This is a genomic window from Streptomyces sp. NPDC017095, assembly GCF_044332325.1.
Lineage (GTDB): Bacteria > Actinomycetota > Actinomycetes > Streptomycetales > Streptomycetaceae > Streptomyces.
In genome coordinates this window covers 451,029-471,805 of sequence record NZ_JBIROU010000001.1, presented here as the reverse complement: position 1 = coordinate 471,805, position 20,777 = coordinate 451,029, and the positions used below count along the sequence as shown (strand labels likewise).

Sequence of the window (20,777 nt, the reverse complement as noted above, 5' to 3'; positions counted from 1 at the left end):
TCCAACCCGCGGAGGTCTTCCGACATGAGAGGGACCCGGCGCACACGGCTGTGCCTGGCCGGGGTGATGGCGGCGTCCGCGCTGCTCGCCACCCCCGCCTCCGGTGCCGCCGAGCGGCCCGACGGCCGCCTCACCGACCTGGTCGACCCGTTCATCGGGAGCCAGAACGAGGGCAACACCTTCCCCGGTGCCGCCGTGCCCTTCGGCATGGTGCAGCTCTCCCCGGACACCGGGCACAGCACCGGCTACGACTACACGCAGCACCGGATCCGCGGCTTCTCGCTGGTCCACCTCTCGGGCGTCGGCTGCCGCATCGGCGGCGACCTGCCCGTGCTGCCCACCACCGGTGACGTGACCCGGACGGACTACGGCCGGTACGCGGCGGACTTCTCCCACGACGACGAGGAGGCGAGCCCCGGCTACTACCGGGTCGGCCTCGCCACCGGCATCCGCGCCGAACTGACCGCGACCGCCCGCACCGGCGTCCAGCGCTACACCTTCCCGGCCACCAAGAAGGCCAACGTGCTGCTCAACGCGGCGCAGGCGCTGCACAAGCCGGTGAGCAGCACGGTGGAGATCCTGGACGACCACACCGTGCGCACCGAGATCACCGGGCACGGCTTCTGCCGGGACACCGGCCCCTACACGGTCTACACGATCACCCGCTTCAGCCGGCCCTTCACCGCCTACGGCACCTGGGACGGCGCCGTCGTCAGCCCCGGCTCCCGCAGCGGACCCGGCGGCGCCTACGTCCGCTTCGACACCACCGGCGACCGCACGGTCGAGGCGACCACCGCCCTGTCGTACGTGGACGCGCGCGGCGCCGCGGGCAACCTGCGCGCCGAGGGCGGCCGGTCCTTCGACGCCGTACGCGGCCGGGCCCGCGAGCAGTGGGAGCGCCGGCTCGGCACGGTCCGGGTGCGGGGCGGCGCGGCCGGGACGCACCGGACCTTCTACTCCTCGCTGTACCGGTCGTACCTCGCGCCCAACGTCGGCGGCGACGCCGACGGCCGCTACACCGGCTGGGACCGCCGCACCCACCGCGCCCGGGGCTTCACCTACTACCAGAACTGGTCCCTGTGGGACACCTACCGCACCCAGACCCAGCTCCTCGCCCTGCTCGCGCCGCGCGAGGCGCGGGACATGGCGCGGTCGGTGGTCGCCGTCGCCGAGGACGGCGGCTGGCTGCCCAAGTGGGGCTACGGCCCGGTGGAGACGAACATCATGACCGGCGACCCGGTCACCCCCTTCCTGGCCACCGCCTACCACTCCGGACTGCTGCGCGGTTTCGAGGAGCGGGCCTACCGGGCGCTGCGCCGGAACGCCGACGGCGTGCCGCCGGCCGACTACCCGGGCGTCGGCCGGGAGGCCAACGCCGAGTACCTCGCGCACGGTTTCGCGCCCTACGTCAAGGACCGGCCGTACGCCAAGGCCGGCGACTCCGACTACCACTACGGCGCCTCCGTCACCCTGGAGTACGCGCTCGCCGACGCGATGCTGGCGCAGGTGGCGCGCGGTCTCGGGCACCACGCGGACGCGGCCCGCTACGCCGCCCGGGCCCGCAACTACCGCAACGTCTTCGACCCCGGCACCGGCTTCTTCCGCGCCCGGGACGCCGCCGGCGCCTTCACCGGCCCGGCCGATCCGGCCCGCGGCACCGGCTTCCACGAGGGCACGGCCTGGCAGTACCAGTGGCTCGTCCCGCAGGACGTGCCGGGCCTGGTCGGCCTGCTCGGCGGCAGGAGCGCGGCCGACGCCCGCCTCGACGCCTTCTTCGCCTACGACCGGCTGCTCGCCGACCCGGAGGGCACCGCCCGCCGGGTGTGGGTGCACGGCGACCCGTACGCCTACTACAACGCCGCCGTCTACAACCCGATGAACGAACCGGACCTCATCGCGCCCTACACCTACCTCTCCACCGGCCGGCCCTGGAAGACCACCGACGTGGTGCACGCCGCGCTCACCCTGTTCACCGACAGCCCCGCGGGCATGACCGGCAACGACGACCTCGGCACCATGTCCGCCTGGCACGTGCTGTCGTCCATCGGGCTCTTCCCCGTCCAGCCGGGCTACGGCACCTGGGGCCTGACCACGCCGGTGTTCGACCGGGTCGAGCTGGCCCTGGACCGCCGCTACTGGCCGAGCGGCCGGCTGACGGTGACCGCGCCCGGCACCTCGGCCGCCCACCGCTACGTACAGGCCGTGCGCACGGACGGGACACCGCACGAGCGGACCTATCTGACCACCGGCGCGCTGCGCTCCCTGCGCTCCCTCGCCTTCACGGTCGGCCCCCGCCCGTCCTCGTGGGGAACGTCACCCGAGGCGGCGCCGCCCGCCTTGAAGTGACCCCGGGACGCAGTGACCGCTGATCCGCCCGTCGCCGACGCGTGAGGCACGCCCTTGACTTCCGACCCGCTCGCCCCGCTCGACCTGGCCTTCTGGAATATGGAGTCCGCCCGGCACCCGATGCACCTCGCCGCGCTCGGGATCTTCGCCGCGCGTTCGCCCACCGCCGGGGCGCACGCCGCCGACCTGCTCGCCGCCCGCGCCGCCGCCGTACCCGGCCTGCGGCTGCGCATCCGCGACCGCTGGCAGCCGCGCGCCTTCGGCGGTGCCGCCCGCGAGCCCGACCCGGACTTCGACCCGCTGCACCACGTCCGGCTACACGCCCCGGCCGCCGACTTCCACGCGGCCGCCGGACCGCTCATGCGGAGCCCGCTGGAACGAGGCCGGCCGCCCTGGGAGGCGCATGTGCTGCCCGGCGCGGACGGAGTCTCCTTCGCGGTGCTCTTCAAGTTCCACCACGCCCTCGCCGACGGGCTGCGCGCGCTGAAACTGGCCGCCGGCGTCCTGGACCCCGTCGGCCCGCCCGGACGCGCGCCGCGCGCCGTCGAGCCGCCGCGCGGCCCGCTGCCCGGCCGGCACCCGCTGCCCGCGCTGGTGCCCGCACTGGTCCGGGACGCGCTGTCCGACGCGGGCCGGGCCCTGGACATCGGCGCCTCGCTGGCCCGCTCCACCCTCGGCATGCGCCCGTGCGCCGCGCTGGTCTGCGCGCCCAGCGGCACCCGCCGCACCGCCGGGGCCGTGCTCGACATCGACGATGTGCACCGGGTGCGCAAGAGCGCCGGCGGCACGGTGAACGACGTCCTCATCGCCGTCGTCGCGGGGGCGCTGCGCCGCTGGCTGGACGAGCGCGGCGACGGCAGCGCCGGCGCGGCGCCGCGCGCCCTGATCCCGGTCTCCCGGCGCCGCCCGGGCACCGCCCAGCCGCAGGGCAACCGGCTCTCCGGCTATCTGATACGGCTCCCGGTGCACGACGGCGACCCGCTCGGCCGGCTGCGCGCCGTGCGCACCGCGATGATCCGCAACAAGGACGCCGGGCCCGACCGGGGCGCCGGCGCGGTGGCACTGCTCGCCGAGCACGTCCCGGCCCTCGGCCACCGGCTCGGCGGGCCGCTGGTCGGGCAGGCGGCCCGGCTCTGGTTCGACATCCTGGTCACCAGCGTGCCGCTGCCCGGCTTCGGGCTCCGGCTCGGCGGCCACGAGCTGACCGAGGTCTATCCGCTGGCCCCGCTCGCCCCCGGCCAGGCCCTGGCGGTCGCGATCTCCACCTACCGGGGACGCGTGCACTACGGGCTGGTCGCCGACGCGCGGGCCGTGCCGGACCTGGACCGGCTCGCCCGCGCGGTGACGGCGGAGCTGGCCGCGCTGCGCGCCCTCTGCGCGCACTGACGGGCCGCTTCGGGACGGATCCGGACGTCCCCGGCGCGGGCGCGGGCCGGGGTCCGGACCGCAGCGGTTTGGTCCCGTGGCCCGGCGCTCCGTAAAATCCGCTGTTCGAAAGCGGGCGCGAGTCGGAGCGCTGCGCGGGTGACAGGGAAGCGGCAGCGCGATGACGGTGACACAGGACGGCTCGGCGTCCATGGACGAGATGGTCTACGGGCCCGGTATCGACCCCGAGCGGCTGGCCGTCTGCCTCAGCGTGCTGGAGGAACTGGACGAGCTGGAGATCGACCACCCCGACGCGGTCCGGGTGCGCCGGGCCACCGCGCACATCTACCGCATGGTCAAGCAGCGCCGCCGCCAGGAACGCCGGGCCGCCAAGACCGCCCACGACCGGAACGTGACGGAGACCACCGCGACCGGCTCCGCCGAGCGCATCGACGACGAGACCGAGGGCATCCTGCCCTCCTCCAAGGTCGACTCCGGCCGGATCGCGGGGATACTCCAGCGCCCGCGCTCCTGCTACGTCTGCAAGCAGCGCTACATCGAGGTCGACTACTTCTACCACCAGCTGTGCCAGAAGTGCGCCGCCGAGAACCGCGCCAAGCGGGAGGCCCGCGCGGACCTCACCGGCAAGCGCGCCCTGCTCACCGGCGGCCGGGCCAAGATCGGCATGTACATCGCGCTGCGGCTGCTGCGTGACGGCGCGCACACCACGATCACGACCCGGTTCCCGAAGGACGCCATCCGCCGCTTCAAGGCGATGGACGACTCGGCGGACTGGCTGCACCGGCTGGAGGTCGTCGGCCTCGACCTGCGCGACCCGGGCCAGACCGTCGCGCTGGCCGACCAGGTCGCCGCCGCGGGCCCGCTGGACATCCTGATCAACAACGCCACGCAGACCGTGCGCCGCCTGCCCTCCGCCTACGCCGCCCTGGTCGAGGGCGAGAGCGCGCCGCTGCCCGCCGGGGAGCTGCCCGCCCACCAGGTCATCGGCGCGTTCAACTCCGGTGCCGTCGGCGAGCTGGGCGGGCGCTCCGCGCTGCCCGCCGGCACCAGCGGCCTGGACGCGCAGCAGGTCGCCGACCTCGCCCTGGTCGCGGGCAACGCCAGCGTCGCCCGGCACCTCGACGGCACCGCCATCGACGCGGGCGGCCTGCTCCCGGACGTCGTGGACAGCAACACCTGGGTGCAGACCATCGAGCAGATCTCGCCGGTGGAGCTGCTGGAGACCCAGCTGTGCAACTACACCTCGCCGTTCATCCTGATCAGCAAGCTCCGCCCGGCCATGGCGGAGGCCGCGCGGCAGGCGCGCAGCGGCCGGGCGTACGTCGTGAACGTCTCGGCCATGGAAGGCGTCTTCAGCCGTGGCTACAAGGGCGCCGGCCACCCGAACACCAACGCCGCGAAGGCCGCGATGAACATGGTGACGCGGACCAGCGCCCAGGAGATGTTCGAGGCCGACGGCATCCTGATGACCTCGGTCGACACCGGCTGGATCACCGACGAGCGCCCTCACTACGACAAGCTCCGCCTCGCCGAGGCCGGTTTCCACGCCCCGCTGGACCTCGTCGACGGCGCCGCCCGCGTCTACGACCCGGTCGTGCGCGGCGAGGCGGGCGAGGACCTGTACGGCGTCTTCCTGAAGGACTACGCGCCCGGCAAGTGGTAGGCGGCGGGGCGGTCTTGGCCGACCGCCGCACGCCAAGCTCGAAGAAGTGTTCGCTCCTGTAGGCCGAACGGGTGGTTCCCGGTAACGGACGCGTGACCGGCTTGTTGCAAAAAGCCCCACATTGCGGGGTGTTGAGGGGCTGCCTGAAGCGCAGTGGTTACTGCTTGTTTGCCATCCCTATCGAGCGGACGGCCGCTCATTTGGTTAGTCTGGAGGGGACGGACACCAGTACGGGGTTCCACCCACACCCACCGTCCGTCCTGGGGCTCGCCGGCGCACCACGGTCTGCTCCGGCAGAGTCACCGGCGCCACCGCGTCCGTACCGGCTTTCCATCCTGACCCGAGCGGGCGTCCGGCGCCGATGCGCGGACTGTCCGGTATGCCCCGAGGGTGACCCGACACATAAGGAGTGCGCGGTGACACCGGAGAAGACCAATCGCGAACAGCGCCCCGAGGAACGCGCGGACCGAGTCCGCCGGCCCGGAGAACTCGGCAGCCTCGACGTGTGGGCGCGTTCCGCCCCGATCCGCCTCGCCGGGTACGAGGAAGACCTCGCCGAGCCCCACATCCTGCCGAGCGTGGACTGACCCGCCCGGCACGATCGCCGCCCGCCCCCGCGGCACGGCTCCCGCTACCGCTCCGCCGCCACGGGCGCCGTTCGCCGCCAGGGGCTCAGCTCCTCCAACTGCGCGGCCACGCCCAGCAGAACGGACTCCGTGCCGGGCCGGCCCACGAGCTGTACGGCGCAGGGCGCCCCGGAGGGCAGGGTGCCCACCGGCACTGACATCGCCGGCCAGCCGGTCAGGTTCCACGGCGGAGTGAACGGCGCGTAGGCCGAGTTGGCGAGGACGTTGCGCAGCCAGCCGCGCTCGTGCCACGGCCCGGCCTGCGGGGAGCGCCGGGCCAGGGCCGGGGTGAGCAGCACGTCGTACTCGGTGAGGAACGGCGTCAGCCGGGCCCGCAGCCGGTCGCGGGCGGCGCCGGTGCGCACGGCCGGCTCGAACCGGCGGCCCACCGCCGCGTGCACCCGGGTCCGGCGGGACAGCCGGGTCCGGTCGTAGGCCGCCGCGTCCACCGCCGTCCCGGCCGTCCAGTGCCGCAGCGCGGTCACCCCGAGCGAGAGCGGATACGGCGGCTCGGCCCGTCGCACCCGGTGCCCGGACCGGGCCAGCGTCCCGGCCGCCTGCCGGACCGCGGTCGTATACGGCCGGCTCACGCCCACCCCGGCCAGCGGGCTGCGCAGCCCGACGGCGATCCGCCACGGACCGCGCTCGGTACGCTCCGCGAACTCCGCGCCGGCGAGCACGCCCAGCATCAGCCGCAGGTCCTCCACCGTCGTGGCCAGCGGGCCGTTCTCCGACATGCCGAACCAGTCGCCGCCGCCGATCCCGGCCGGCACCACCCCGTGCCCCGGCTTCAGCGTGACCAGCCCGCAGTTGGCCGCCGGGATGCGCAGCGAGCCCATGCCGTCGTTGCCGAGCGCCAGCGGCACCAGCCCCGCGGCCACCGCCGCCGCGCCGCCGCCGGAGGAACCGCCCGCCGTGCGGGACGGGTCCCACGGATTGCGGGCGATGCCGTACGGGCCCTCCGTGGTGGCGAAGACGCACAGTTCGGGCACGTTCGTCAGACCGACGACCACCGCGCCGGCCGCGCGCAGCCGGGCCACCGTCACATGGTCCTCGGCGGCCGGCGCGTCCGGGGTGGCGGCCGAGCCGTTGCGGCACGACTCGCCGCGTACCGGCAGATTGTCCTTGACCGCCACCGGCACGCCCGCGAGCGGCAGTCCGGCCAGATCCGCACGGGCGGCCACCGCGTCGGCCTCGGCGAGCGCGGCCTCGGCCCGGACCGTGCGGAACGCGCCGATGCGGCCGTCGAGCCGCTCGATCCGCGCGAGGTGCGCGGCCACCACCTCCCGGGGCGTCACCCGCCGGCCGCGGACGGCGGCGGCGATCTCGGCGGCACTGCGGCCGGCCCAACTGCTCAACGGAACTCCTCGGCTGGTCGTCGGCGCCGCGCCCGCCCACCGGCTGCCGGCCGGTACCGACGAGCGCGTGAGGAGAACTGTGCCCGGCCGCGGCCGGTACGTCGAGTACCCGCCCGCGCGTCCGGGGTCACGGGACCGGGCTGACCCGGACCTCACCGCTGTCGTGGTCCACCTGGACGGCATGACCGGCCTGCGCGAGGACCGCCAGCAGCGCCGACCGTAAAGCGGCGCGAATGCCCTCGAACCCGGCGTCCTCCCGGCTCGCGGGGTCCAGGGCGCTGTCGGGCACCCATCCCACCGTCACCGAGTCCGTCTCCCGCCGCACCCGCAGTCCCGAACTGTCCTCCTCCCCGGCCGATGCCACGTCGAAACCGGCACCGGTCAACGTCCCGCACACCTCGATGAGCAGCTTGTCCACGGCATCACAGACCACGGACCAAGATTATCCCCACCCTTCCCGACGTGTTCGAGCACATCTGCTTCACACTTCGCGGAGCGTCAGGAGCGCCGGCTGCGTCGGCGACGGCGGGGCGGCGAGCAGACGCTCGCGCGGCCCGGCGGCCGCTAGCCGCCCTGCATCCGCAACCACTCCTCCACACCGCTCACATGGGCCGCGGCCGCCGCGCGGGCCGCCTCCGGGTCGCGGGCGGCCAGGGCTCGGTGGATGGCGGTGTGTTCACGGCGGGTGCGGGCGAGGGCGCCGCCCTCCTCGTAGCCGCGCCGGACGCGGGCGCGGAACGTGCGCGTGGACAGGCCGTCCAGGAGCGCGGCCAGGGTCTCGTTGCCGGCGGCGGACGCGACCGTGCGGTGGAAGGCGAGATCGTGGGTGAGCGCCTCCTCGGGGTCGTCCGTGGCGTCCATCGCCGCCAGGTGCTCCGCCGCGACGGCGAGCTGGTCCTCGGTGATGCGCGCGGCGGCCAGCGCGGCCGCCGTGGACTCCAGGATCCGGCGCACCTCCAGCAGTTCGGCCAGCCGGGGCCCCCGGGACAGGTCCGCGACCACCCCGAAGGTCTCCAGCAGGTCGCCGGCCCGGAGCGCGGTGACGTAGATCCCCGAGCCGTGCCGCGCCTCCAGGACGCCCATCGCCGTCAGCGTGCGGATCGCCTCCCGCGTCGAGCCGCGGGAGATGCCCAGCCGTACGGCCAGCTCCCGTTCGGTGGGCAGCCGCCCGCCCGGCTCCAGCCGGCCACCGGAGATCATCGCCTTGATCTCCTCGACGGCTCGCTGGGTCACCGTGCCCCTGCGCGGGACCGCGTCGTCCACGCCATTCCTCCAGTCACCGGGTGCGTCGCAGTCTAGTCAGCCGAGTGGTCCGACCACTATGGACGGGACGGCCGGGAAAATCGCCGCACGAGGGTGTCGTAACGGCTCAGTGGTCTGATAAGTATGCGGCGTCCCGTGCCGCGTTCCGCGCGGTCCGGGCCTCCTGACCGCCCGGACGAAAGGCCCCCCGTGTCCCCGACGCCCGTGCGCATCACCGCGGTCGACACCTACGACGTCCGCTTCCCGACCTCGCGGGACCTGGACGGCTCCGACGCGATGAACCCGGACCCCGACTACTCGGCCGCCTACGTCGTGCTGCGCACCGACGCCGGGGACGGACCCGAGGGGCACGGCTTCACCTTCACCATCGGGCGCGGCAACGAGGTCCAGGTCGCCGCCGTGCACGCACTGCGCCACCATGTGGTCGGACGCTCCGTCGCCGAGCTGTGCGCCGACCCGGGGGCGCTGTACCGGGACCTCGTCGGCGACAGCCAACTGCGCTGGCTCGGGCCCGAGAAGGGCGTGATGCACATGGCGATCGGCGCGGTCGTCAACGCCGTCTGGGACCTCGCCGCCCGGCGCGCCGGCAAGCCCCTGTGGCGGCTGCTCGCCGAGTCCGAACCGGAGTGGCTGGTCGCCCAGACCGACTTCCGCTACCTGTCGGACGCGCTGACCCCGGACGAGGCGCTGACGCTGCTGCGCCGGGGCAGGGACGGCGCCGCCGCGCGCACGGCCCGGCTGCTGGAGCGCGGCTACCCCGCCTACACCACCTCCGCCGGCTGGCTCGGCTACGACGACGGCAAACTGGCCCGGCTCGCCGAACGGGCCGTCGCCGACGGCTTCCGGCAGATCAAGCTGAAGGTCGGCGCGGACCTCGCGGACGACCTCCGCCGCTGCCGGGTGGCCCGCGCGGCCGTCGGACCGGACGTGCGCCTGGCGCTCGACGCCAACCAGCGCTGGGACGTGGCCGAGGCCATCCGCTGGACCACGGCGCTCGCCGAGTGCGACCCGTACTGGATCGAGGAGCCGACCAGCCCCGACGACATCCTCGGCCACGCCGCGATCCGCCGGGCGGTCGCACCCGTGAAGGTCGCGACCGGGGAGCACACGCAGAACAGGGTCGTCTTCAAGCAACTGCTCCAGGCCGGCGCCCTCGACATCCTCCAGCTCGACGCGGCCCGCGTCGCCGGCGTCAACGAGAACCTGGCCGTCCTGCTGCTCGCCGCCAAGTTCGGCGTCCCCGTCTGCCCGCACGCCGGCGGCGTCGGCCTGTGCGAACTCGTCCAGCACCTGGCGATGTTCGACTACGTGGCCGTTTCCGGCAGCACCGAGGACCGGGTCATCGAGTACGTCGACCACCTCCACGAGCACTTCCTCGACCCGGTCGTGATCCGCGCGGGCCACTACGCGGCACCCACCGCGCCCGGCTTCTCCGCCGCCCTGCGCCCGGAGTCCGTCGCGTACCACACCTTCCCCGGCGGCGCCTGCTGGAGCGCCGACGAATCCCGGAAAGGACAGGCCACATGAGCGAGTTCACGGGCCTCAGGGCCCTGGTCACCGGCGGCGCGTCCGGCATCGGCCGGGCCACCGCCGGCCTCCTCGCCGAGCGCGGCGCCCGGGTCGCCGTCCTCGACCTGGACCCGTCCCCGGTGCCGGAGCCGCTGCTCGCCCTGCGCGCCGACGTCACCGACGACGCCTCCGTGCGGTCGGCCGTACAGCGGGCCGCCGACGCCCTGGGCGGGCTGGACATCCTGGTGAACAACGCGGGCATCGGCGCCCAGGGCACCGTCGAGGACAACGACGACGCCGAGTGGCGGCACGTCCTGGACGTCAACGTCCTCGGCATGGTCCGCACCGCCCGCGCCTGCCTGCCCCGGCTGCGCCGCTCCGCCCACGCGGCCATCGTCAACACCTGCTCCGTCGCGGCCACCGCGGGCCTGCCCCGGCGCGCCCTGTACAGCGCGACGAAGGGCGCCGTGCACGCCCTGACCCTCGCCATGGCCGCCGACCACGTCCACGAGGGCATCCGCGTCAACTGCGTCAACCCCGGTACGGCGGACACCCCGTGGATCGGCCGGCTGCTGGACGCGGCCGCCGACCCGGCCGCCGAACGCGCCGCCCTGGAAGCCCGCCAGCCCACCGGACGGCTCGTCACCGCCGAGGAAGTCGCCCACGCCATCGTCTACCTGGCCGGCCCGCACGCCGGCGCCACCACCGGCACCGCGCTCGCCGTCGACGGCGGCATGCAGGGCCTCAGGCTCCGGCCCGGGGCCGGGCGGTGAAGTCGCTGGGCCGCACCGGCGTCCGGGTCAGCCCGCTGGGCTTCGGCGCCGCCGCCCTCGGCAACCTGTACACGCCGGTGAGCGAGGAACAGGCGCACGCGGCGGTCCGGGCCGCCTGGGAGCGCGGCATCCGCTACTTCGACACCGCGCCCCACTACGGCCTCGGCCTGTCCGAACGGCGCCTCGGCGCGGCCCTGCGGGAGTACCCCCGCGCCGCGTACACGGTCTCCACCAAGGTGGGCCGCCGCCTGGACCCGGCCGACGGCACCGGCGACGACCTCGCCCACGGCTTCGCCGTCCCCGCCACCCACCACCGCGTCTGGGACTTCAGCGCCGACGGCGTCCGCCGCACCCTGGAGGAAAGCCTCGGCCGCCTCGGCCTGGACCGGGTCGACGCCGTCTTCCTCCACGATCCCGACGACCACGCCGAACAGGCCTTCGGCGAGGGCTATCCGGCCCTGGAGCGGCTGCGCGCGGAGGGCGTGGTCGGCGCGATCGGCGCCGGCATGAACCAGACCGGGATGCTGGCCCGGTTCCTCCGCGACACCGATGTCGACGTGGTGCTCTGCGCCGGCCGGTACACCCTGCTCGACCAGGACGCGGCCGGGGAACTGCTGCCCGAGGCGTTGCGGCGGGGCGTGTCGGTGGTCGTCGGCGGCCCCTTCAACTCCGGACTGCTCGCCGCTCCGCGGCCCGAGGCGACGTACGACTACCGGCCCGCGCCGGCCGAGCTGCTGGAGCGCGCGCTGCTGCTGGCGGCGGCGGCCGAGCGGCACGGCACCACGCTGCGCGCCGCCGCCCTCGCCTTCTGCGCCGCGCACCCGGCCGTGGCGAGCGTCCTGGCCGGCGTCCGCTCGGCGGCCGAAGTCCACGACTGCGCCGAGCAGTTCGCGTCCCCCGTCCCGGCCGCCTTCTGGCAGGAACTGCGCGCCACCGGCCTGCTGCCCCCGCCCGGACGGGAGTTGCCGTGACCGTGGACGCCCACCACCACGTCTGGGACCTGGCCGTCCGCGACCAGGACTGGATCCGCGGCCCGCATCTCGCCGCGCTGCGGCGGGACTTCACCCTCGCCGAGCTGGAACCCCAGGCCCGCGCCGCCGGAGTGGAGCGCACCGTCCTCGTCCAGACGGTCGCCGTCCCCGAGGAGACACCCGAACTGCTCGCCCTGGCCGCCGGACACGGCCTGGTCGCCGCGGTCGTCGGCTGGACGGACCTCACCCACCCCGGCGTCGCCGACGCCCTGGCCCGGCTGCGCGCCCTTCCCGGCGGACATCTCCTCAAGGGCGTCCGGCACCAGGTCCAGGCCGAACCCGACCCCGAGTGGCTGCTGCGCCCCGACGTGCTGCGCGGACTCGCCGCCGTGGCCGACGCCGGCCTGGTCTACGACCTCGTCGTCCTGCCCCACCAGCTCCCGGCGTGCGCGCGGGCCGCCGCCCTGCTGCCCCGGCTCACCTTCGTCCTGGACCACCTGGGCAAACCACCGGTCGCCTCGGGCGCGCGCGAGCCCTGGGCGGCCCGCCTGCGCTCGCTGGCCGCCCTGCCCAACACGGTCGCCAAGCTGTCCGGCCTGGTCACCGAGGCCGCCCGCGCCACCTGGACGACCGACGACCTGCGCCCGTACGCCGACACCGCCCTGGACGCCTTCGGTCCCGGCCGGCTGATGTTCGGCTCCGACTGGCCGGTGTGCACACCGGCCGCCTCCTACGCGGAGGTACGGCACCTCGCCCAGGAACTGTGCGCCGGACTCGGCCCCGCGGAACGCACCGCGCTGTTCGAGTCCACCGCGACCCGCGTCTACGGCCTCTGAGCCGCACCCGCCAGCCGCGTCGGCGGCAGATACTCCCGCACGAACGTCCGGTCCCAGCACGCCCCCGTCTCCCGCAGCTCCCGCCGGCTCGTGTACCGGTAGCGGAACAGCCGGGCCCGGACGTAGCGCGGCGGGGTGTCCGGCGGGAACGGCGAGCGGCGCAGCAGCCGCAGCGTGTCCCGGTCGTTCTCCAGCAGGCGTTCCACCAGGGCGCCGAACCACTCGCCGGCGTAGGCGGGCGACAGCGCCGCGAACCACATCAGCCAGTCCAGCCGCAGGTGGTAGGGGGCGAACTGGCGCGGCCAGCGCCGGGGATCGCCGGGCTTGCCCTTGAACGCGTACTCCCGCCAGTCGGAGTCCTCGCGCGGGGTGCCGTCCAAGGTGCCCTCGACGACCACCTCGTAGCGCACCCGGCTGACGCTGCCGAACGCGCCGTAGGTGTTCACCAGGTGCAGCGGGTCGAAGGAGCGGTTCATCACCTGGCGGCGGGAGACCATGTTCAGCACCGGGCGGTAGCTCAGGAAGACCAGCAGCGCGGCGACCGCGAGCACCAGCACCTCGTACCACAGCGGTGCCCGCGGCCCGGGCGGCACCGTCGCCGGCAGCCGCAGCGCGGACACCGCCAGCACGATGGTGATCCAGTTCAGCCAGGCGAAGTTGCCGGAGAGCACCAGCCAGAGCTGGGTGACGATCATCAGGGCGGCGGCGGCCGAGGCGACCGGCTGCGGGGCGAACAGCAGGAAGGGCACCACGAGCTGGGTGAGGTGGTTGGCGGCCACCTCCGCCCGGTGCAGCGGCTTCGGCAGATGGTGGAAGAACCAGCTCAGCGGGCCCGGCATCGGCTGGGTCTCGTGGTGGTAGTCCAGACAGGTCAGCGTCCGCCAGCAGGCGTCGCCGCGCAGCTTGATCAGCCCGGCGCCGAACTCCACCCGGAACAGGATCCAGCGCAGCAGGAACAGCACCACCACCGGCGGCGCCGCCTCGTCGTTGCCGAGGAACGCGGCCAGGAACCCCGTCTCCAGCAGCAGCGACTCCCAGCCGAACGAGTACCACGTCTGGCCCACGTTCACGATCGACAGGTACAGCGCCCACGGCACCAGCCACAGCACGATCCCGGCCCACAGCGGCAGCGCCGAGTCGACCCCGGCCAGCAGCGCCGCGGACAGCGCGCAGCCCGTCCAGGCACAGCCCGCGAAGAAGCGGTCGGAGTAGTACAGCTGGAACAGGCTCGGGGCGCGCCGGAACCGCACCCGGGCCGTGAAGCGGGGGACCGGCAGCATCCCGTGCTCGCCCAGCAGGGCCCGGAACTGGAGGGCCGCCGTCAGGAACGCGACCAGGTACACGGCGGCCAGCGCCCGCTGGAAGACCAGCCGGCTCAGCTCGTAGCCGGGTGCGGTGAACCAGTCCATGGCTGTGCGCGCCCTTCCCTGCGGCTTCGCCGTCACCGCTCCCGGCACGGCGTTCCCCGAGTTGCCAGCCAAACCTGTGCGATGCCAACAATAGGGCGTAATCACCCATAGTGATGGGGAGTGTACGGTGCGGATACCCACCCGAACGATGGTCACGGTCTGCGCGGTCTCGGCCGCGCTGTGCGCCGCGGGCTGCGCGGGGACCGGCGTCAGGCAGGCCCGGGTGGGCGAGGTGGTCTTCCTCCAGGCCGCCACGGACCGGGGGCCCGCCCCCTTCACCGCCTCCGCGGCCACCGCCGCCGGCACGGTCGTGCCCCGGGTCCGCGCCGGAGCCACCGCCGGCGAGCTGGCGGCGCCCCTGCGCGCGGCCCGCACCCTGTCCGGGGCGACCCCCGGCCTGTACGCCGGCGCCCCGCACGTCGCCGGCTGCGACACCGAGCGGCAGGTGCGCCACCTGACGGCGGACGCGTCCCGGGCCGGCGCCTTCGCCCGGGTGGCCGGCGTCGGCAGGGAGGCGCTCCCCGCCTATCTGCGCGGCCTGACGCCCGTCGTCCTCGCCGCCGACACCCGCGTCACCAACCACTCCTACCGGGACCACCGGGCCGACGACTACCAGGCCGTCCTCCAGGCCGGCACCGCCGTCCTCGTCGACGACCGGGGCGTGCCCCGGGTGCGCTGCGCCTGCGGCAACCCGCTCGGCCCGCCCGAGCCGACCCACGGCGGCGCCGCCGCCCACGGCACCGCGTGGGCCGGGTACCGGCCCAACAAGGTGGTCGTGGTGAGCCCGGCGCCCCGGGCCGTCGCCAGCCTCACGCTCGTCGACGCCGTGACCCGCACCTGGACCGAGCGCCGGGTCGGCCCCGACGTCCGCCGGGACCGCGTCGTACCAGCGCCGCCGGCCACCGCCAGCCCGTCCGAGACCGCCCGGGCGAGCGCGGACACCACGGTCACCGGACACCCCACCACCACCGGAAGCCACGCCACCGCCGACCCGCCCCCGCCCGCCCCCACGGCACCGTCCCCGCCCGGCACCGCCCAGGCACCCGGCCGCGACCTCGGCCTCCGGAACGAAGACACCGGACCCGGGGACGACACCGGACCCCTGGACGGCGGCACCGCAGCCCCTGACGGGGCCGTTCCCCTTGGCGGCACCGGGCCCCTGAACGGCGGCACCGGCCGCCCAGGCGCCGGCACCGCAGCCCCGGGCAGTTGAGCGGTGGGCCCCGCGGGGTGTGGGCCGTCGGACGGATGTGCGCCGGGGCCGGCCGGCGAGTCGAGGAATCGTCCGGATGCTGGCAAGGTGGGCCCATGGCCGATCGGGGAGCGAGCGCCCTGTCCCTCCCGGAGGACTGGCCCGCGCACCCGGACCCGGTCCTCGCGCTCAACCGCATGGGCAGCTTCGACTGGGACCTGGACTCCAATCTGCTCCACCTGGACGCCCAGGCCCTCCAGGTGTTCGACCTGCTGCCCGGGGAGTTCGACGGCCGCGCCGAGTCCCTGGCCGTCCGGGTGCCGCCGCCGGAGGCCGCCCGGCTCGACGCGGCGGTCGCCCGCGCGGTCGAGGACGGCAGCGAGAACTACGGCGCGTACTTCCGCATCCGCTGCCGCGACGGCACCCCGCGCTGGACGCACACCCAGGGCTGCATACGGCGCGACGACGCCGGCCGGCCGCGCCGGGTCGTCGGCATCGTCCGCGACGCCACCGAGGAACTCGCCGACAGCGCGGCACGCAGCCTGCGCGCGGCCAAGGACGAGGCGTTCCGGCAGCAGACCGGCGTCGTCCAGGCCATCTCCGCCGCCCTCGCGCACGCCCGCACCGTCCAGGACGTCATCGACGTGCTCAAGGACACCCATGGCATCCGTCACCTGGGCGCGGCCAGCCTGGTGATGGGCCTGGTGGAGGCGGGCCGCATCCGGCTGGTCGCCGAGGGCCCCGCGGGCAGCTTCGTGCCCGGCACCCGTGTCACCCGGACCGACGAGCCGTACCCGATGAGCGAGGTCGTCCGCACCCTAGCGCCCCGGTTCATCGAGTCCCCCGAGGAGTTCGCCGCCGGCTATCCGGTCCTCTGGCCCCACCTCGCCGGCCTGCGCATCACCTCGGCGGCCTACCTGCCGCTGATCGCCGAGGCCCGCCCGATCGGCGCGATGGGCCTGCTCTACGACGACCGGCGCGGCTTCTCCGCCGAGGAACGCGCCGTCCTGGTCGCGCTCGGCGGCAGCATCGCGCAGAGCCTGATGCGGGCCATGCTCTACGAGCAGGAGAAGGACCTCGCCCAGAACCTCCAGCAGGCCATGCTGCCGCGCACCATCCCCGGCGTCCGGGGCGCCGACGTGGCGGTGCGCTACCGCTCGGCCGCCCTGGGCCGGGACATCGGCGGCGACTGGTACGACCTGATCCCGCTGCCCGGAGGACGGACCGGCGCGGTCATCGGGGACGTCCAGGGCCACGACACGCACGCGGCGGCCGTCATGGGCCAGCTCCGGATCGTGCTGCGCGCCTACGCCGCCGAGGGCCACCCCCCGGCCACCGTGATGGCCCGCGCCTCCGTCTTCCTGCACGAACTGGACACCGACCGGTTCGCGACCTGCCTGTACGCCGAGGCCGACCTGTCCACCGGGGTCGTCCAGGTGGTCCGCGCCGGGCACATCGACCCGCTGCTCCGCTGCGGCGACGGCGGCTGCGCCCGGGTCCCCGTCGAGGGCGGGCTGCCGCTCGGCCTGTCCGCCGAGTTCGGCCGGCTGGAGTATCCCGTCACCACCCTGGAACTCGATCCCGGGCAGACCCTGCTGCTGTGCACCGACGGGCTGGTCGAGCAGCCCGGCACCGATCTGGACGACGGGCTGCGCGCGCTCACGGCGCTCGTCGGCGAGGGCCCCGACGACGTGCGCGGCCTCGCCGACCGGCTGATCCGGGCCGCCGAGGAACGCGGCGGCGACGACGACGTGGCGCTGCTCCTGCTGCGCCGCCGCGCCCGGGAGGCCGGCCGGCCCGGCGGCCGGCTGCGCCGGCGGGTGACGCCCGGCGACCCGGAGTCCCTGGCCCGGGCCCGGCACATGATCCGGGCCGCGGTCCGTGCCTGGGGCGCCGGGGAGCGGGCCGACGAGATCGAGCTGGTGGCGGACGAGCTGACCACCAACTCCCTGCTGTACACCGAGGGTTCCGCGATCGTCACGCTGCGGGCCCTGGAGGGCGCCGAGCGCAGGCTGCGCGTCGAGGTCGAGGACTGCTCCAGCGCGCTGCCCCGGCGGCGCGACGCGGGGGAGAGCGGTGCCTCGGGCCGCGGTCTGCTCCTCGTGGACCGGCTCGCCGACGGCTGGGGCGTGGAGGCGCGCGGCGGCGGCAAGGCGGTGTGGTGCGAGTTCCGGCTGCCGCCGGGCCGCCCGCCCCGGACCGGGCCGCAACCGGACGGCTGACACCGGCCCGGCAGGAGGTTCCGGCGAACGGCGTGGCGCTGTCGGTGCCGGATGGCACTCTGGACGTATGCCGGAACTGCCCGAGGTAGAAGCGCTGACGGACTTCCTCACCGAGCACCTGGTCGGACGGCGGCTGATGCGGGTGCTGCCGGTCGCCGTCAGCGTCCTGAAGACCTACGACCCTCCGCTCACCGCGATCGAGGGCGCCGAGGTGACGGAGTTGCGCCGGCACGGCAAGTTCCTGGACGTCGTGACGGACGGCGGGCCGCACCTGATCACCCACCTGGCGCGCGCGGGCTGGCTGCACTGGCGGGACCCGCTGCCGGACGGCCCGCCCAAGCCCGGCAAGGGCCCGCTGGCGCTGCGCGTGGCGCTGGACACCGGCGCGGGCTTCGACCTGACCGAGGCCGGCACCCAGAAACGCCTCGCCGTGTACGTCGTCCGCGACGCCCGGGACGTGCCCGGCATCGCCCGCCTCGGCCCGGACCCGCTCGCCGCCGGCTTCACCGAGGACCGCTTCGCGGCCCTGCTCCGGGACGAACGGCGCCGGCTCAAGGGCGCGCTGCGCGACCAGTCGCTGATCGCGGGCGTCGGCAACGCCTACAGCGACGAGATCCTGCACGCCGCGAAGATTTCCCCGTTCAAGCTGGCGGCGTCCCTCACGCCGGAGGAGACCCACCGGCTGTACGGGGCGCTGCGCGCCACGCTCACCGAGGCCGTGGAGCGGGCCCGGGGCGTGGCGGCGGGCCGGCTGAAGGCGGAGAAGAAGAGCGGGCTGCGCGTCCACGGCCGCACCGGCCTGCCGTGCCCCGTGTGCGGCGACACCATCCGCGAGGTCTCCTTCAGCGACTCCTCGCTCCAGTACTGCCCGACCTGCCAGACGGGCGGGCGGCCGCTGGCCGACCGCCGGCTGTCCCGGCTGCTGAAGTGAGGGCGGCCGCCGCCCGCCGGCGAGGGCGGCGCGCTACGGCACCGGGACCGTGACCAGCCGTCTCCCGTCCGCCGTCCGGACCTCGTAGCGCGCGATCTGGTCCGGGTGCAGCGCCGTCGCCCCCAGCGCGGTGGTGGGCCGGGCGCCGTCGCCCCGGCTGGTCCAGGCGGCGACGGTCCGCCGGGTGCCGTCCCGGCCGACGGCCACCAGCCGGCAGGTGTGCGCCCCGGTGCCGTCCGCGACCTCGATCCGCAGTTCGCTGCCCCACGCCCGGTCCGCGGAGGTGACCCGCGCCCACACCCCGGTGCGCGGATCGGCCGCCGCGCCGGCCCGGGCCGCCGGCGGGTCCGGGTGACCGGCGAAGGCCACCAGGCCCGGACCGGCCACGGCCAGCACCACGGTCGCGGCCAGGCCGTACAGCAGCCGGCGCCGCCGCGCCCGGTGCCGGCGCGCCAGCTCGCCGAGCAGCCGGTCCAGCAGCCGGGGGCCGGGCTGCGCCACGGGGTGCACGAAGCGGGGCGTGGCCCGCCGGTACAGCATGAGCTGCCGGGCCGCGGGACCGAACCCGGTCAGGTGCGCCGTGCACCGGGGACACTCCACGAGGTGGTCCTCGAAGCGGAAGGCGTCCGCCTCGTCCAGCACGCCGAGCGCGTACGCGCCGGCGTCGCGATGCCGTTCCAGGGACCTCATGCCGAATCCTCGTGCCGATGGGTGCGGGCGGGGTTGCTCCGTGCCCCCACCCGTACGCAGCCGGCCGGCGAATCACTCAAGGCGCGCACCGAATCGTGACCCGGGCGGCACGGCGCGGTCCGGACCCGCGAGAGGCTCCGCGGTCCGGCCCGCGGACCGGTGTGAATCTCCTCCTACCACGCGGATCTCCTCGTACCGGGGCGGATCCCCGCCGGTCCGCGGCCGTCAGAAGAGCTGGATCGCGAGGTGCCCGAGGGGCAGTCCCAGCCGCCAGGCCGGCGTCCACACCTTCGGCCCGTCGTCCTCCCCGGCCACCGCGCCGCCGCCCGGCACCGCGTCCAGGTCCGGCGCGAGCAGCTCGGTCTCCTCCAGCCACCGCCAGGCGTCCGCCGCCAGCGCCAGGTCCGGCCCCGGAGCGCCGCGGCCGTCCGCCCGTCCGGTCAGTTCGGCCATGCGCGTCCGCACCCAGTCCTGCCACGACTGCTCGCGGGCGGTCAGCGACAGCCAGTTCTCCAGTTGGGAGATCACCCGGATGCCGGACAGCTCCCCGTCGGTGTCGGACAGGAACACGGTCAGCGCCAGCGCGTCCCGGCCGGCCCGGAACTCGAAGGACGTCGGCGGCATGAGATCGCCGGTGCGCAGCAGCTCGTCGGCGATGTACTCGGCGTAGAACCAGGCCAGGGGAACGGCCAGGCCCTCACCCTCCGTGCCGTCCGTGCTCTCGTGACCTCTGTGCTCCATCCCTTCCTGCCCTTCCTCCGGTGCGTACGCGTCACCCGGACCCCGCCGGGGTCGCGGCCCCGGGTCCCCGCCCGGAAACGCGGATGAGGACAGCCCATGGCCCGGACGGGGGTCACAGCAAGGCGCTTTACCGAGGCTTGACCAGGCTCACGGTTTCACCGCAGGTCGGCCGTATAACCCGGGAGGACCCGGCGCAGCGCACGCAGCGCGTAGTACGCGCGGGACTTCACCGTACCCGGTGGAATCCCCAGGGCCCGGGCCGCCTCGGCCACACTGGCCCCCTGGAAGTACACGAGTACCAGCACGTGACGGTGGTCGGGCGTGAGTGTCTTCACAGCCTCCCGGACATCGAGCACCGCCGCGGCCCGCTCGGCGTGGTCGGCGGTCACCCGGGCGTTCTCGGGCAGCTCCGCGCCGGTCTCCGGCGGCCGGGCCTGCCGGGCCCGCCGGGCGTCGATGGCGAGCCGCCGGGCCACCGTGAGCAGCCAGGGCCGTACCGAGTCGAAGCCGTCGGCGTGCAGCGCCTCCGGGTGCCGCCAGGCGCGCACCAGCGTCTCCTGGACGAGGTCCTCGGCGCGCTGGCGGTCTCCGTCGCACAGCCTGAGCAGCAGGGCGAACAGGGGGCCGCCGTGCTCGCGCTGGAGCGCGGCCAGCTCGTGCTCGGCGGTCGTCGTCCCGCGGGTGAGTGAGGTTGCGGCCGTCATGGCCGTATGGCAGCGCAGCCGGCGGCCGGCGGACAGGGGGCGGCACCGGTCGTGCGGCGGACGGTCGATCGCGTCGGCGAACGGTCGGACGAGCGGGACGCCAGGACACCGGACGGGTTAATGACGCCGCCCGGACCGTTTATCCGGCACACCAGCT

18 protein-coding genes are annotated in these 20,777 nt (G+C 75.2%); 11 read left to right on the top strand and 7 right to left on the bottom strand.

All coding sequences use genetic code 11. From position 1 onward, the window contains the following. Window positions 1-24: 24 nt before the first annotated feature. From ACH4OA_RS01895 to ACH4OA_RS01880, 4 genes are all read left to right on the top strand, one after another. A complete protein-coding gene (locus ACH4OA_RS01895) occupies window positions 25-2,346 on the top strand; it encodes a GH92 family glycosyl hydrolase (protein ID WP_397967134.1) in 2,322 nt (773 codons plus the stop codon). A 54-nt stretch (window positions 2,347-2,400) separates the two neighbouring features. After that, window positions 2,401-3,732, top strand: a complete 1,332-nt coding sequence (locus tag ACH4OA_RS01890) for a wax ester/triacylglycerol synthase family O-acyltransferase (protein ID WP_397967132.1) — start codon at window positions 2,401-2,403, stop codon at window positions 3,730-3,732. Between the two features lie 160 nt (window positions 3,733-3,892). After that, window positions 3,893-5,395: an SDR family NAD(P)-dependent oxidoreductase gene (locus ACH4OA_RS01885; RefSeq protein ID WP_397967131.1), complete on the top strand. Its 1,503-nt coding sequence runs from the start codon at window positions 3,893-3,895 to the stop codon at window positions 5,393-5,395. A 416-nt stretch (window positions 5,396-5,811) separates the two neighbouring features. Beyond that, entirely contained in the window at window positions 5,812-5,982 is a 171-nt protein-coding gene (locus ACH4OA_RS01880) for a hypothetical protein (RefSeq protein WP_365875836.1), read from the top strand. 44 nt (window positions 5,983-6,026) lie between these two features. Here the strand turns inward: ACH4OA_RS01880 and ACH4OA_RS01875 are convergent, their stop codons facing one another. The 3 genes from ACH4OA_RS01875 to ACH4OA_RS01865 all read right to left on the bottom strand — a co-directional run bounded on the left by ACH4OA_RS01875 (window position 6,027) and on the right by ACH4OA_RS01865 (window position 8,642). Further along, entirely contained in the window at window positions 6,027-7,379 is a 1,353-nt protein-coding gene (locus ACH4OA_RS01875; RefSeq protein ID WP_397945573.1) for an amidase, read from the bottom strand. 127 nt (window positions 7,380-7,506) lie between these two features. Next, window positions 7,507-7,812: a hypothetical protein gene (locus tag ACH4OA_RS01870; protein ID WP_397935160.1), complete on the bottom strand. Its 306-nt coding sequence runs from the start codon at window positions 7,810-7,812 to the stop codon at window positions 7,507-7,509. Between the two features lie 131 nt (window positions 7,813-7,943). Next, complete coding sequence (locus tag ACH4OA_RS01865) at window positions 7,944-8,642, bottom strand: FadR/GntR family transcriptional regulator (RefSeq protein ID WP_397967129.1); 699 nt, start codon at window positions 8,640-8,642, stop codon at window positions 7,944-7,946. Between the two features lie 189 nt (window positions 8,643-8,831). On the opposite strand from ACH4OA_RS01865, the gene ACH4OA_RS01860 reads away from it, so the two are divergent. The 4 genes from ACH4OA_RS01860 to ACH4OA_RS01845 are packed head-to-tail and all read left to right on the top strand — an operon-like array spanning window position 8,832 to window position 12,731. Then, complete coding sequence (locus ACH4OA_RS01860; RefSeq protein ID WP_397967127.1) at window positions 8,832-10,169, top strand: L-fuconate dehydratase; 1,338 nt, start codon at window positions 8,832-8,834, stop codon at window positions 10,167-10,169. Then, window positions 10,166-10,924, top strand: coding sequence for an SDR family NAD(P)-dependent oxidoreductase (locus ACH4OA_RS01855; protein ID WP_397935156.1), 759 nt, complete (start codon window positions 10,166-10,168; stop codon window positions 10,922-10,924). Before ACH4OA_RS01860 ends, ACH4OA_RS01855 begins: the two co-directional genes overlap by 4 nt. Next, window positions 10,921-11,895, top strand: coding sequence for an aldo/keto reductase (locus ACH4OA_RS01850; protein WP_397935154.1), 975 nt, complete (start codon window positions 10,921-10,923; stop codon window positions 11,893-11,895). Before ACH4OA_RS01855 ends, ACH4OA_RS01850 begins: the two co-directional genes overlap by 4 nt. After that, window positions 11,892-12,731 carry an amidohydrolase family protein gene (locus ACH4OA_RS01845; RefSeq protein ID WP_397935153.1) on the top strand — a complete coding sequence of 280 codons (840 nt, stop codon included), beginning with the start codon at window positions 11,892-11,894 and terminating at the stop codon, window positions 12,729-12,731. Before ACH4OA_RS01850 ends, ACH4OA_RS01845 begins: the two co-directional genes overlap by 4 nt. Here the strand turns inward: ACH4OA_RS01845 and ACH4OA_RS01840 are convergent. Continuing rightward, entirely contained in the window at window positions 12,719-14,140 is a 1,422-nt protein-coding gene (locus tag ACH4OA_RS01840) for a lipase maturation factor family protein (protein WP_397967125.1), read from the bottom strand. The genes ACH4OA_RS01845 and ACH4OA_RS01840 overlap by 13 nt on opposite strands. A gap of 127 nt (window positions 14,141-14,267) precedes the next feature. On the opposite strand from ACH4OA_RS01840, the gene ACH4OA_RS01835 reads away from it, so the two are divergent. The 3 genes from ACH4OA_RS01835 (at window position 14,268) to ACH4OA_RS01825 (ending at window position 18,485) form a co-directional block, all read left to right on the top strand. Beyond that, complete coding sequence (locus tag ACH4OA_RS01835; protein ID WP_397967123.1) at window positions 14,268-15,353, top strand: DUF6777 domain-containing protein; 1,086 nt, start codon at window positions 14,268-14,270, stop codon at window positions 15,351-15,353. Between the two features lie 95 nt (window positions 15,354-15,448). Further along, window positions 15,449-17,554 carry a SpoIIE family protein phosphatase gene (locus tag ACH4OA_RS01830; protein ID WP_397967121.1) on the top strand — a complete coding sequence of 702 codons (2,106 nt, stop codon included), beginning with the start codon at window positions 15,449-15,451 and terminating at the stop codon, window positions 17,552-17,554. Window positions 17,555-17,621: 67 nt separating this feature from the next. Further along, the gene (locus tag ACH4OA_RS01825) at window positions 17,622-18,485 is read left to right on the top strand and encodes an Fpg/Nei family DNA glycosylase (protein ID WP_397935149.1); all 864 of its coding nucleotides are present in this window, start codon (window positions 17,622-17,624) and stop codon (window positions 18,483-18,485) included. Between the two features lie 33 nt (window positions 18,486-18,518). On the opposite strand, the gene ACH4OA_RS01820 is transcribed toward ACH4OA_RS01825, so the two are convergent. The 3 genes from ACH4OA_RS01820 to ACH4OA_RS01810 form a co-directional block, all read right to left on the bottom strand. After that, window positions 18,519-19,175, bottom strand: a complete 657-nt coding sequence (locus tag ACH4OA_RS01820) for a zf-HC2 domain-containing protein (RefSeq protein ID WP_397935148.1) — start codon at window positions 19,173-19,175, stop codon at window positions 18,519-18,521. 225 nt (window positions 19,176-19,400) lie between these two features. Beyond that, complete coding sequence (locus ACH4OA_RS01815) at window positions 19,401-19,916, bottom strand: hypothetical protein (protein WP_397935146.1); 516 nt, start codon at window positions 19,914-19,916, stop codon at window positions 19,401-19,403. A gap of 155 nt (window positions 19,917-20,071) precedes the next feature. After that, complete coding sequence (locus ACH4OA_RS01810) at window positions 20,072-20,620, bottom strand: sigma-70 family RNA polymerase sigma factor (RefSeq protein ID WP_397967118.1); 549 nt, start codon at window positions 20,618-20,620, stop codon at window positions 20,072-20,074. Window positions 20,621-20,777 lie beyond the last annotated feature (157 nt).